Here is a 13,233-nt window from a genome sequence, read left to right as displayed (position 1 = left end):
CTACTCCCCTAGGACGGAGCGGATTTTGCCTACACCGAACCTATTCGGCAAGCGCTTATTTTCAGGCGCGTTTGGCGCGGTAGATGCGAAAGCCCTGACCTTCGGCCTTGACCACACAGGGACCAAGGTGCTCTTCGATCAGTGGTTGATAACGCAGGAAGCTGTTGGCAACCAGCCGCAGTTCGCCACCCGATTTCAGATGTTGTCGTGCTTTTCGCAGCAAGTTTTCCGTTGCGTGATAATCGGTATGAACCCCGACGTGGAACGGTGGGTTGCTCAAAATCGTGCTCAAACCCATGGGTGCGGCGTCGATACCGTCGCCGGTCAACACGTCGCCTTCCAGACCGTTGGCGGCCAATGTCAGGCGACTGCTGGCGGTAGCGAAGGCATCGACATCCAGCAGCGTGACGCTGTTGTGCGGGTAGCGTCGCTTGATCGCGGCACCCAATACACCGGCACCACAACCGAAGTCGAGGACGTTGCCGCTCGGCAGCTTGTCCAGATGTTGCAGGAGCAGCGCCGAACCACGATCCAGTCGGCCATGGCTGAACACGCCGGGCAGGCTGACGACCTTGAGCGGACCGTCTTCCATTTCGACTTCATAGTGCTGCGCCAGACTTTCCAGTTCAACCGCTTGCGGGGCGTTGTCCACGGTCACCAGCCACAGTTGACAGTGACGGGCACTGTCCAGTTTGCGTGGTTTGCCGAAAGGACTGAGCTGTTTGGCGGCGGCTTCGATACCACTGCGTTTTTCACCCACCAGGTACAATTCACGGCCAGCCAGGCGTGAGGCCAGGGCGTTGAGCACGTAGTCGGTCAGGTCGCGCGCCTTGGGCAGGAACAGCACGGCGGCCTCGAACGGCTGCTCCGGGATATTGACCCCGAACCCGGTGCGACCTTCGAAACGCGCATCCAACGCCGCCTGGTCGCCGGCATGCCAACACCAACCGCGGGCGTTCGGCAATGTCCCGAGCAGATCGTCGGCAGGCAATCCGGCCAGGAGCAGCGAGCCCTGGAACAGTCCGGCCTGACGGAGTAACACTTCACTGCGCGGGTCCATGGTTAGGCTCCTGAAAAAAGGGGCGAAGTCTAACAGAATCAGCTCACCACTCGTTTCGCTGTGCCGGCGATAAACGCCTGAGTGTTTTCGATCAGTTGGCCGACGATACGCTGCCGGGCTTCGCGGCTGCCCCAGGCGTTGTGCGGCGTCACAATCAGGCGCGGAATGTCGCCGGCCAGCAGCGGATTGCCGTTGACCGGAGGCTCTACGGTCAACACGTCAGTGGCCGCGCCGCCCAGATGACCATTGCGCAGGGCGTCGGCCAATGCTTGCTCATTGATCAGCCCGCCGCGAGCGGTGTTGACGATAAACGCGTGGGGCTTCATCAGGCTCAGTTCGTGGGCGCCGAGCATGTCGCGGGTGTGTTCGTTGAGCGGGCAGTGCAGGGTCAGGGCGTCGACCTGCGGCAGCAGTTCATTCAGCGGCACGCGATCCGGGCGAGCTGGGCGCCCCGGAATCTGTCCCAGCAGCACGCGCATGCCAAAGGCTTCCGCCAGCTTCGCCACTGCGCCCCCCAATTCGCCGTGACCCAGCAAGCCCAGGGTCTTGCCTTCCAGTTCGACAATCGGGAAATCCAGCAGGCAGAAGTTTTTCGCTTGCTGCCAACGGCCGTGTTGCACTGCGCTTTGGTAATCGGACACCCGCGTCGCCAGCGACAGCAGCAACATCAGCGTGTGTTGCGCCACCGACGGCGTGCCGTATCCCTGGCAATTGCACACCACCACCCCGTGTTCGCGGGCGGAAACCAGATCGACGTTATTGGTGCCGGTAGCGGTGATCAGCACCAGCTTCAAATCCGGGCACGAGGCGAAAGTGTTGGCGTCGATAATGGTTTTGTTGGTGATCGCCACGTGTGCGCCTTGCAGGCGTTCGATGACCTGTTGTGGTGTGCTGCTGCTGTGCAGGTGCAGGTCGGCGAATTGCCCGTGCAATACGCTCAGGTCCAGATCACCCAGGTCGAGGGAGGTGTGGTCGAGGAAAACCGCTGTGTATTGGCTGCTCATCTAACGGGGCTCCGTTTTTATTTATTTAATAAAAGGCTGGGTCAACGCCAGCAGCTGGTCCGTGCGTTGTTGCTGTTCTTTGCCGCGTGCGACCAGCCAGCGATGAAAGTCGCGGCATTGCGGTTTGTCTAACGTATTCGGGTTCCAGCGCAGTTGATAGGGCGACGACAGTTGTATTGCGTGGCAGTAAGGAATGAGCAGGCGTCCGGCGGCAATGTCGCGTTCAATCATCGAATAATGGGCGAGCACCACGCCTTGCTCGTCAATGGCGGCCTGGATCGCCAGAGCCGAAGAAGAATAGCTGCGCAGTACCGTGATCGGTTGTTCGATGGGCGCTCCCGTGGAAGTGAACCACTCTTCCCAAGAGGGCGGCACGTCGAACTTTGGCCGTGAATCAATGGTGATCAGGGGCAGTTGCAGTAGCGCGGCTGGGCCATTGATATCGGCCTCTGCCAGCCGAGGCGAACACGCCGGCACCACGCAGTCCTGAAACAGTACCAGCGTGTGAATGCCTCGCTCCAGGCTCTCGCCGTAGCTGATCAAAAAATCCACACCGTCATCCAGGGTTTCGACGAGGGTGCTGTCGAGATAAAGGCTCAGCGTGTCGGATTGTTTTTCCCACTCGTAGGTCAGCGGCGCCAGCCACTTCGAGAGCAGCGAGGGCAGGGCGCTGACATACAGATTGTGCGGGTTTTTCGAGCGCTGCACTTCAGCCGTGGCGAGCCTCAGTTCTTCGAAGGCTGAACTACAGCGCGCATGAAACCGTTGCCCGTTGCTGTTCAGGCGCACGCGCTGACCGTCCTTGTGGGTCAGGCTCAGGCCCAGGGCGTCTTCGAGGATGCGCATTTGCTGGCTGACGGCGCCTACTGTAATACCCAAAAGCTTGGCGGCCTGGGAGATCCCGCCGCAGTGGCCGACAGCTTCGAATACCTGCAGCGATCGCAGGGGCGGTAGAAGGCTCATGCTGTTCTCGAGGTCTGGAATTTAGATTTTTAGTTTAGAAAAACTAAAGAAGATTGCAGATTTAGCCATGTTTGCTTCAGATGTAAAGCGGCTTAAACTCACTGCCGATTGCACCGCTAGTGTTTCCTGAAGCCCTGTTCCCCGATGTTGCCACCCCGTTCCGGCTTGACTGCTACCGGCAAACAGCCCGTGCGTGTCTGAAAAGCACACTTTTGGTTCGTTAAGTAACGCCCGCTCCCTTCCTTGGTGCGCAGCCCCTGTCGGCCGCGCAACGCGCTACAGTTTAAAAGCTCCCCGAAAACCGCCTCGGCTGCGGCTTGCTTGTCTTTTTCAAGGGGCTTTGTCGAGTTGGCTTTTAAATTGCTAGTACCTGTATGTACAAGCATAGGGGACCACGTTTGTGGTTTTTGACTACACACATACCCATTGGGCTCAGGCGGGAAGGATGACGATGTCGAAGAAACTTGGTTTGCTTGGATTTGTTGCTATCGGTGCAGCTGCACTGGCGTTTATGCCGGTTGTGCAGGCCAAAGACTGGACGTCTGTGAACATCGCCACCGAAGGCGCGTATGAGCCGTGGAACCTGACCTTGCCAGGCGGCAAGATCGGCGGTTTCGAGCCTGAGCTGATGGAAGTGCTCTGTGAGCGCATGAAAATGAAGTGCAATGTGGTTGTGCAGAATTGGGACGGCATGATTGCCAGCCTTAACGCCGGCAAGTTCGACGTGTTGATGGACGCGATCGTGATCACGCCAGAACGTCAGCAGGTCATGGCCTTCTCGACCCCTTACGCGCGGACCCCGGCCAGTTTCGTTGCCCTCGATGCGAAGTTGCTGCCAGGTAAAACCGGCCAGGCCGAGGGCCTGACTCTGGGCACTGATGCCAAAGACAACCGCGCCAAGATCGAAGCGCTGCGCACTGCGCTGAAAGGCAAGACCATCGGTATCGCTTCCGGCACCGTGTACACCCCGTTCATTGATGAAAACTTCAAAGACGTTGCCACCATTCGTGAATACGGCAGTTCGGCAGAAACCATCCTCGACCTGGAAGCCGGCCGCATCGACGTCGCATTCGACGACGTGACCTTCTTTGATTCCGTGATGGGCAAGCCAGAAAACAAAGACCTCAAGTACACCGGCCCGCAGATCGGTGGCCCGGTTTGGGGCGACGGCGAAGCACTGGGCTTCCGTCAGAAAGACGCCGACTTGAAAGCCAAGTTCGACGCCGCTCTGAAAGACGCACTGGCTGACGGCACCGTGAAAAAACTCAGCGAAAAATGGTTCAAGCTGGATCTGACACCTAAGTCTTGATGCACGTGTACCCGGCGCCCTTGCGGCGCCGGGCTTCAAATGAGTTAACCGCAGGAATGTGTATATGAATCTCTTGCAGATGCTGAGCTTCGGTGAGACGGGTTGGGGGATGGCGTTGCTTCAGGCGACCTTGACCACGCTCTTGTTGACGTTGGCGGCTTTGTTGATTGGCGCAGCCATCGGTAGCGTGATTGCAGCGGCGAAATTGTCTCGCCGACGCTCGTTACGCAGTCTCGGCGAGCTGTATTCGATTCTGTTTCGGGGCATTCCCGAGTTGTTGGTGATCTACCTGTTCTACTTCGGTGGCGCCACGGTTGTATCTGCCGTCGGCCACTGGTTCGGGGCTGAAGGCTATATCGATGTTCCTCCTTTTCTGGTCGGCGCCATTGCGGTGGGGCTGATCTCCGCTTCGTATCAGGCAGAGGTGTACCGCGGCGCGTTCATCGCGGTGCCCAAGGGCGAGCTTGAAGCGGCCCTGGCTATCGGCATGACCAAAGCCATGCGCATTCGCCGGGTGCTGATCCCGCAAATCATGCGCTACGCCCTGCCGGGCCTGGGCAACGTGATGCAGATGAGCCTGAAAGACTCAGCACTGATTTCGGTGATCGGTCTGGTGGAGTTGATGCGTGCCAGCCAGGTGGCGGCCGGTTCGACCCGCCAGTACTTCACGTTCTATATCATCGGCGGCGCGCTGTATTTGCTGCTCACAGGGCTTTCGGGTCGCGTGTTCAACATGGCCGAAGCTCGCGTGCGCCGCACGCAGCGTCGCAACCCTGCACAGTCTTGAGACGGGAGCGCATTCAATGATCGATTTTGCTTTCCTCGCCGACACCATGCTCAAGCTGTTGTCTGCTTTACCCACCACCCTGACGCTGTTCTTCAGCTCGCTGGTGTTGGGCCTGTTGCTGTCACTGGGTGTGGTGGCGATGCGCGTCAGCCGCTTTGCCGTGCTCAGCTACCCGGCGCGTTTCTACATCATGATCTTTCGCGGCACGCCGCTGCTGATCCAGATGTTCCTGATCTATTACGGCCTGGGCCAATTCCCAGCCGTGCGTGACAGCTTTCTCTGGGTGGTGCTGAAATCTCCGTATGGTTGCGCTGTGGTTTCCCTCGCCATGTGTACAGCGGGCTACACCGCGGAAATCATTCGTGGCGGCCTGCTCAGCGTTCCCCATGGGCAGATCGAAGCCGGCCAGGCCATCGGCATGTCGCCGTGGACCTTGCTCTATCGGGTTATAGCGCCAGTGACCTTGCGCCAGGCACTGCCTGCTTACTCCACGGAAGCCATCCTGTTGGTCAAGTCGACTGCACTGGCGAGTCTGGTGACCGTATGGGACGTGACCGGTGTTGCGCAACAGATCATTCAGCGCACCTATCGCACCATGGAAGTGTTCATCTGCGCCGCGTTGATCTACCTGGTACTGAACTTCCTGGTGGTGCGTGCCGTGGCCTGGATCGAACATCGCCTGTCGCCGCATTTGCGTGAAAGGCCGGTCGGGGTCGCGCCGAAACCTAAAGCGCCCGTTACCTCACCTACTAATCCCTGATTTGCTGCGGAGCTTTGTTATGAGCACTCAATCACTCACCGCTCTGTCGGTTAGCAACATTCAAAAGTCTTTCGGTTCGGCGCACGTGCTCAAGGGCATTTCCCTGGACGCACACAAAGGCGACGTGATCTCGATCCTCGGCGCCAGCGGCTCGGGCAAAAGTACCTTCCTGCGCTGCATCAACCTGCTGGAAACCCCGGACGAAGGCACCATTGCCCTCGACGGCGAAACCATCGAGATGGCGCGTCATCGTGACGGCCGCCTGTTGCCGAGCAACGCGCGTCAGGTTGAGCGTATCCGCAGCCGCCTGGGCATGGTGTTCCAGAGCTTCAACCTGTGGTCGCACATGACCGTGCTGCAAAACGTGATCGAAGGCCCGCTGCGCGTCCTCAAACGCACCCGCGCCGAATGCATCGAAGAAGCCGAGCAACTGCTGCACAAGGTCGGTCTGTACGAACACCGCAATCACTACCCGGCGCATTTGTCCGGTGGTCAGCAACAGCGCGTGGCGATTGCCCGTGCATTGGCGATGAACCCGCAGGTCATGCTGTTCGACGAACCGACCTCGGCACTCGATCCGGAACTGGTCGGCGAAGTATTGCGGGTAATGCGCTCGCTGGCCGAAGAAGGCCGCACCATGCTGGTGGTGACCCACGAAATGGGCTTCGCCCGTCACGTGTCGAATCGCGTGGTGTACATGCACGGCGGTCTGGTGGACGCGCAAGGCACCCCGGCCGAACTGTTCGAAGGCCTGCCGACCGAGCGTTTCCGTCAGTTCGTGTCGAGCCATAATCAGCGCAATACCGATTGATCGCGATTTCTGTAGGTGCTGCCGAAGGCTGCAATTGGCGCTGAAACGCGCTGAGTGTTCTGGCTTTGTCGCAGCCTGCGGCAGTTCCTACAGAGGACTGCACTAATTGTTGCTAACTGTATCTTTTGCCCGAAAGGGCGAGCGCGTAGTCTGGCGTCCATAGCCCTTTCTCTTGTTTGTACACCCGCTGTGGAGGCCCCCATGTATTGGACGGAATTTCTGACCGTTGCCCTGATTCACCTGCTCGCCGTGGCCAGCCCTGGTCCTGATTTCGCGGTGGTGGTGCGTGAAAGCGTGACCCACGGACGCAAGGCCGGTACTTACACCGCGATGGGCGTTGGCACCGCGATTTTCCTGCATGTTGGTTATTCGCTGCTGGGTATCGGCCTGATCGTTTCGCAATCGGTTGTGTTGTTCAACGCCCTGAAATGGGCCGCTGCGGCCTATCTGTTGTACATCGGCTTTAAAGCAATTCGCGCCAAACCGGCCAGTGCCAGCGCTGCGCCAGTCAATCTGCCGGTGGGCGAACGCACCGCACGTGGCGCCTTCACCAGTGGTTTCGTCACCAACGGTTTGAACCCGAAAGCGACGTTGTTCTTCCTCTCGCTGTTTACCGTGGTTATCAATCCGCAAACGCCGTTGCTGGTGCAGGCGGGTTATGGCGTGTACCTGGCGCTGGCCACGGGCGTTTGGTTTTGCCTGGTGGCGCGTTTGTTCAGCCAGGAACGTGTGCGCGCTAGCTTTGCGCGCATGGGTCACTGGTTTGATCGGGCGATGGGGGCGGTGTTGATTGCGCTGGGCGTGAAACTGGCGTTTACCTCGCTGAAGTGATTTTGGTGTCCTTGTAGGAGCGGGCTTGCCCGCGATGGCGGCCTACCTGACACGGCGCATCGCGGGCAAGCCCGCTCCTACAGATGATGTTCGCTCAAACAGCCTGTGCATCACTGAAAAGTGGCCACAGGCCTGCATCCCTTCGATAGCAAATCATCCCTTTGGCTGATTTAGCTGGCGAGCGCGGCCTCTAAAGTGCATATTTTTCAGCCACGCTTTTGCATTCAGAAAAGGGATTCGTATGTTGCAGACTCGCGTTATTCCACCCGCTGATGGCGCCTACCAATATCCGCTGCTGATCAAGCGGCTATTGATGTCAGGCAGCCGCTATGAAAAAACTCGCGAGATCGTCTACCGGGACAAGGTTCGTTATAACTACCTGACACTCAACGAGCGCATCGCGCGGCTGGCCAATGTCTTGACCGAGGCCGGGGTCAAGGCCGGCGATACTGTTGCGGTGATGGACTGGGACAGCCATCGCTACCTCGAGTGCATGTTCGCGATCCCGATGATCGGTGCTGTGATCCACACCATCAACGTGCGCCTGTCGCCGGAACAAATCCTCTACACCATGAACCATGCCGACGATAAATTCGTGCTGGTCAACAGCGAGTTCGTGGGACTGTATAACGCTATCGCCGGCGGGCTGACCACGGTCGAGAAGACCTTGCTGATCACCGATACCGAGGACAAGACCGCCGAGTTGCCGAATCTGGTGGGGGAGTACGAAACCCTGCTGGCGGCGGCCAGCACCCAATACGAGTTCGAAGATTTCGACGAAAACTCGGTCGCTACCACCTTCTACACCACCGGCACCACCGGCAACCCCAAGGGCGTGTACTTCTCGCACCGGCAACTGGTGCTGCACACCATGGGCGTGGCGACGATCATGGGCAGTATCGACAGCGTCCGCTTGCTGGGCAGCAATGACGTGTACATGCCGATTACCCCGATGTTCCACGTGCATGCCTGGGGCGTGCCTTACGCGGCCACCATGCTCGGGATAAAACAGGTCTATCCCGGCCGCTACGACCCTGAATTGCTGGTCGAATTGTGGCGTAAGGAGAAGGTCACTTTCTCCCATTGTGTACCGACGATTCTACAAATGGTGCTCAACGCCAAGGCTGCGCAGGGTGTCGACTTCAACGGCTGGAAAATCATCATCGGCGGCAGTTCCCTCAACCGCACGTTGTATGAGACCTCCAAGGCCAAAGGTATCCAGTTGACGGCCGCCTACGGGATGTCGGAAACGGCGCCGCTGATTTCGGTGGCGCATCTCAACGAAGAATTGCTCGCGGGCAATGAAGACGAGCGCACTACTTACCGGATCAAGGCCGGGGTGCCGGGGGTTTTGGTGGACGCGGCGATCGTCGACAGTGAAGGCAACTTCCTGCCGGCCGACGGTGAGTCGCAAGGCGAGCTGGTATTGCGCGCGCCGTGGCTGACCCAGGGTTATTTCCGCGAGCCGGAAAAAGGCGCTGAACTGTGGGCCGGTGGCTGGCTGCACACGGGCGATGTGGCGACCCTCGACAGCATGGGCGTGATCGACATTCGTGACCGGATCAAGGACGTGATCAAGACCGGTGGCGAGTGGTTGTCGTCGCTGGAACTGGAAGACTTGATCACCCGTCACCCCGGAGTGCGCGAAGTCGCGGTGGTGGGTATCGCTGACCCGCAATGGGGCGAACGACCGTTTGCCTTGCTGGTGGTACGCGAAGGACACAGCATTGAGGCGAAGGACTTGAAGGAGCATCTCAAACCTTTTGTCGAACAGGGCCATATCAATAAATGGGCGATTCCCTGCCAGATTGCCGTTGTTACTGAAATTCCCAAGACCAGCGTCGGCAAGCTCGACAAGAAGCGGATTCGCCTCGACATCGTCGAATGGCAGAAATCCAACAGCACCTTCCTCTCGACACTTTGAGTGTCCCTTGCCGTGCTCCCTGAGCACGGCAAGCCCCCAAGCAAGCGCTTGGCTTGCGAAATCCTGAATTTAAGCCATCCTCCCCGTGTGTCAGAAATGACACACGGCTGGAGATCGTTGTGCCAGACGGTTTGCGTTCGCAAATCACACTTTAGAGGGATCAAGCAGTACTACCTGCTGGATATAGTTGGCACAGGGTTTTAGCAGGCGCGGCTATAAGCGCATCGTCGTATCGCAACCTTCTGGGTTGCCCGATGAGCGTTTACTCAAATGATTTGAACCGCCCTGACAACGCCCACTGCCATAACAATAAAGCACATGGAGTAGCGTCGATGAAATCAGTAAACACGTTCTGGCGCCGGGCACGATTGCCCCTGGCCGTCAGCCTCGCTTCTACGCTCGCCGGGCCCGCATTCGGCGTCAGTTTCAACATCGGTGAAATCGAAGGTCAGTTCGACTCGTCGCTTTCCCTCGGCGCTAGTTGGTCCACGCAGAACCCGGACCGACACCTCATAGGCTCTAACAACGGTGGTACGGGCCTGTCACAAACCTCGGACGACGGCCACCTGAACTTCAAGTCCGGCGAAACCTTTTCGAAGATCTTCAAAGGCATCCACGACCTCGAGTTGAAATACGGCAGCAGCGGGTTGTTCGTGCGCGGCAAGTACTGGTACGACTTCAAGCTTAAAGATGAAGACCTGCAGTTCAAGAACATCAGCGATAACCACGTTGACGAAGCGGCAAAGTCCTCGGGTTCGCAATTGCTCGACGCCTTCGTTTACCACAACTACTCGATTGGTGATGAGCCAGGGTCGGTACGTCTGGGCAAGCAAGTGGTCAGTTGGGGTGAAAGTACCTTCATCGGCGGCGGCATCAACTCGATCAACCCGATTGACGTCTCGGCGTTCCGCCGTCCTGGCGCGGAAATCAAGGAAGGCTTGATTCCGGTCAACATGTTCTACCTGTCGCAAAGCATCACTGAAAACCTCTCGGCTGAAGGCTTCTACCAGCTTACCTGGTCCAAGACCGTCACCGACAACTGCGGGACCTTCTTCTCGCAGCCGGACGTGATCACCAAAGGTTGCGATAACAACCTGGCGGTGCTGAGTACTCAGAATAACGTCAGTCGGGGGCTTGCCGCAGCCGGTCTGTCTGCCCCGGCAATCGGAGCGATCCAGAACTCCCTGGCCCAGCAAGGTGTGAAGTTCGGCAACCCGGACGAGGGCGCCGTCGTTGCGCGTGGTCCAGACCGTACACCGAAAGAGAACGGTCAATTCGGTTTCGCCACGCACTACAACTTCGAGCCGCTGGACACCGAATTCGGCGCATATTTCATGAACTACCACAGCCGTCTGCCGATCTTTAGCGGCAAAGGTGGCCCGGCCAGCGTCTACAACCCGGCCAATCTGGTTGGCTCACTGGTGCGCAACGGTATTCCTGCCGGGACGTTCGCCACGCCGGCCGGCCAACGGCTGGTGGCGCAACTGCTGCCGTTGGTCGTGGCAGGCAACTCCAGCTACTACGTTGAATACCCGGAAGACATTCATCTGTACGGCCTGAGCTTCTCCACTACCTTGCCTACGGGCACCGCGTGGGCCGGCGAACTGAGCTACCGTCCTAACGCGCCTGTGCAGGTCAACACCACCGACATCCTGTACTCCGGCCTGTCGCCGCTGAACCCTAGCGTATCGCCGTTGACCGGCACACCGGGCGCCGACCAAAAAGGTTATCGCCGTAAAGAAATCACCCAACTGCAAACCACCTTCACCCAGTTCTTTGATCAGGTGATGGGCGCCGAGCGACTGACTGTGGTCGGTGAGGTGGGCTGGACGCACATGGGTGGTCTGGACAGCCCGAGCAAAGTCCGTTACGGCCGCGACCCGGTCTACGGTCCTGGTCCATTGCCGAATGGCCAGTGCCTGGCACTCAACACCAGCACCCTGGCAGGCGCACCGCAGGACAACGTTTCCAAGCACTGCGAAAACGACGGCTTCACCACCTCCGACTCCTGGGGCTACCGCGCCCGTGCGATCTGGGACTACAACAGCGTGTTCGCCGGTGTGAACCTCAAGCCAAGCATCGCCTGGTCGCATGACGTCAAAGGTTACTCGCCCGGCCCTGGCGGCAACTTCGAAGAAGGTCGCAAGGCGATCAGCCTCGCGCTGGATGCCGAGTACCAGAACACCTACACCGCCAACCTTTCGTATACCAACTTCTTTGGTGGCGATTATTCCACCGTGGACGATCGGGATTTCGTGGCGCTCAGCGTCGGCGTGAACTTCTAAGCATTCGGTTTTTTCAGGACGACTATGAACATGAAGATGAAAAAGGGTCTATTGCAAGCCGGCGTACTGGGGCTTTCGCTCCTGGCAAGCGGCGTGATGGCGGCTGTGTCGGAGTCTGAAGCGGCCAAACTCGGCACCACGCTGACGCCAATGGGCGCCGAAAAAGCAGGCAATGCCGCCGGCACCATTCCGGCCTGGAGTCCATTGCCGAAGAACGCGGGAAGCGTGGACAGCCGCGGCTTCCTGTCTGATCCGTATGCCAGCGAGCAGCCGCTGTACGTGATCACCGCGCAAAACGTCGACCAGTACAAGGACAAGCTGTCCCCTGGGCAAATCGCGATGTTCAAGCGTTACCCGGAGACCTTCAAAATGAAGGTCTTCCCGTCCCACCGTGGCGCCACCGTGCCGGATGAGGTGTTCGCCGCGATCAAATCCAACGCGACCAAGACCAATCTGGTTGCCGGTGGTAACGGCCTGGAAAACTTCAAGGTTGCCGTACCATTCCCGATCCCGAAAAACGGTCTGGAAATCATCTGGAACCACATCACCCGTTATCGTGGCGGCAGTGTTCAGCGTCTGGTGACCCAGGCCACGCCGCAGCCGAACGGTTCCTATAACCTGGTGTACTTCAAAGACCAGTTTGTGTTCCGCGACAACCTGAAAAAGTCGGCGGATGACGCGAAGGTTGCCGCAGCGGCCGACGAAGACGAGAAGTCGGGTGACGCCAGCAACATCCTGTTCTACTTCAAGCAGGAAGTGACTGCGCCCGCGCGTTTGGCGGGGGGTGTGCTGCTGGTTCACGAGACTCTCGATCAGGTTAAGGAACCACGTCAGGCCTGGGTCTACAACGCCGGCCAGCGTCGTGTACGTCGTGCGCCACAAGTATCGTATGACGGCCCGGGTACTGCGGCCGACGGCCTGCGGACTTCCGACAACCTCGACATGTACAACGGCGCACCGGATCGTTACGACTGGAACCTGATCGGCAAGCAAGAGATGTACATTGCCTCCGACAGCTACAAGCTCGACGATCCAAACATCAAATATGCCGACATCCTCAAGGCCGGTCATATCAACCAGGACCTGGCACGTTATGAGCTGCGCCGCGTCTGGCATGTGACCGCCACTTTGAAGCCGGGTCAGCGCCACATTTACGCCAAACGTGACTTCTTCATCGACGAAGACTCCTGGCAAGCAGCGGTCATCGACCATTACGATGGGCGCGGCCAACTGTGGCGCGTCGCCGAAGCGCACTCGCAGAACTACTACAACGTACAAGTGCCTTGGTACACCCTCGAAACCCTGTACGACCTGCAATCGGGTCGCTACCTGGCACTGGGCATGAAGAACGAAGAGAAAATGGCTTACAACTTCAAGTTTGAAGCCAGTGCCAGCGATTTCGCGCCGGCAGCACTGCGTCAAAGTGGTGTCCGTTGAATTGAACTAATTAGCGCCCGCTGAAATAACGCCCCGACTGGTTCGGGGCGTTTTTATTTAAA

The 13,233-nt window shown here is 58.5% G+C and carries 11 protein-coding genes; 8 read left to right on the top strand and 3 right to left on the bottom strand.

From position 1 onward, the window contains the following. Window positions 1-61 precede the first annotated feature (61 nt). The 3 genes from ACF0H7_RS26440 to ACF0H7_RS26430 are packed head-to-tail and all read right to left on the bottom strand — an operon-like array spanning window position 62 to window position 3,027. Window positions 62-1,060: a methyltransferase gene (locus tag ACF0H7_RS26440; protein WP_397449782.1), complete on the bottom strand. Its 999-nt coding sequence runs from the start codon at window positions 1,058-1,060 to the stop codon at window positions 62-64. A gap of 38 nt (window positions 1,061-1,098) precedes the next feature. Beyond that, window positions 1,099-2,064, bottom strand: a complete 966-nt coding sequence (locus ACF0H7_RS26435; protein ID WP_397449781.1) for a 2-hydroxyacid dehydrogenase — start codon at window positions 2,062-2,064, stop codon at window positions 1,099-1,101. 21 nt (window positions 2,065-2,085) lie between these two features. Further along, on the bottom strand, window positions 2,086-3,027 hold the full coding sequence (locus ACF0H7_RS26430) for a LysR substrate-binding domain-containing protein (protein ID WP_397449780.1): 942 nt from the start codon (window positions 3,025-3,027) through the stop codon (window positions 2,086-2,088). A gap of 451 nt (window positions 3,028-3,478) precedes the next feature. Here ACF0H7_RS26430 and ACF0H7_RS26425 point away from each other — a divergent pair, with 451 nt between their 5' ends. From ACF0H7_RS26425 to ACF0H7_RS26390, 8 genes are all read left to right on the top strand, one after another. After that, window positions 3,479-4,336: a transporter substrate-binding domain-containing protein gene (locus ACF0H7_RS26425; RefSeq protein ID WP_397449779.1), complete on the top strand. Its 858-nt coding sequence runs from the start codon at window positions 3,479-3,481 to the stop codon at window positions 4,334-4,336. A gap of 64 nt (window positions 4,337-4,400) precedes the next feature. Further along, window positions 4,401-5,123 carry an ABC transporter permease gene (locus tag ACF0H7_RS26420; RefSeq protein WP_397449778.1) on the top strand — a complete coding sequence of 241 codons (723 nt, stop codon included), beginning with the start codon at window positions 4,401-4,403 and terminating at the stop codon, window positions 5,121-5,123. 16 nt (window positions 5,124-5,139) lie between these two features. Next, on the top strand, window positions 5,140-5,883 hold the full coding sequence (locus tag ACF0H7_RS26415) for an ABC transporter permease (protein ID WP_397449777.1): 744 nt from the start codon (window positions 5,140-5,142) through the stop codon (window positions 5,881-5,883). Between the two features lie 19 nt (window positions 5,884-5,902). Further along, window positions 5,903-6,694 (top strand): ABC transporter ATP-binding protein, encoded by a 792-nt coding sequence (locus ACF0H7_RS26410; RefSeq protein ID WP_397449776.1) that lies wholly within the window; start codon window positions 5,903-5,905, stop codon window positions 6,692-6,694. Between the two features lie 201 nt (window positions 6,695-6,895). Beyond that, window positions 6,896-7,525, top strand: a complete 630-nt coding sequence (locus tag ACF0H7_RS26405; protein WP_397449775.1) for a LysE family translocator — start codon at window positions 6,896-6,898, stop codon at window positions 7,523-7,525. Between the two features lie 241 nt (window positions 7,526-7,766). After that, window positions 7,767-9,449, top strand: a complete 1,683-nt coding sequence (locus ACF0H7_RS26400) for a fatty acid--CoA ligase (RefSeq protein ID WP_397449774.1) — start codon at window positions 7,767-7,769, stop codon at window positions 9,447-9,449. A 332-nt stretch (window positions 9,450-9,781) separates the two neighbouring features. Continuing rightward, a complete protein-coding gene (locus ACF0H7_RS26395) occupies window positions 9,782-11,734 on the top strand; it encodes a DUF1302 domain-containing protein (protein ID WP_397449773.1) in 1,953 nt (650 codons plus the stop codon). 30 nt (window positions 11,735-11,764) lie between these two features. After that, complete coding sequence (locus ACF0H7_RS26390) at window positions 11,765-13,171, top strand: DUF1329 domain-containing protein (RefSeq protein WP_397449772.1); 1,407 nt, start codon at window positions 11,765-11,767, stop codon at window positions 13,169-13,171. The last annotated feature ends 62 nt before the right edge of the window (window positions 13,172-13,233 follow it).

The organism is Pseudomonas sp. NA-150 (genome assembly GCF_044336365.1).
Lineage (GTDB): Bacteria > Pseudomonadota > Gammaproteobacteria > Pseudomonadales > Pseudomonadaceae > Aquipseudomonas.
This window is presented reverse-complemented; position numbering and strand designations above follow the sequence as displayed.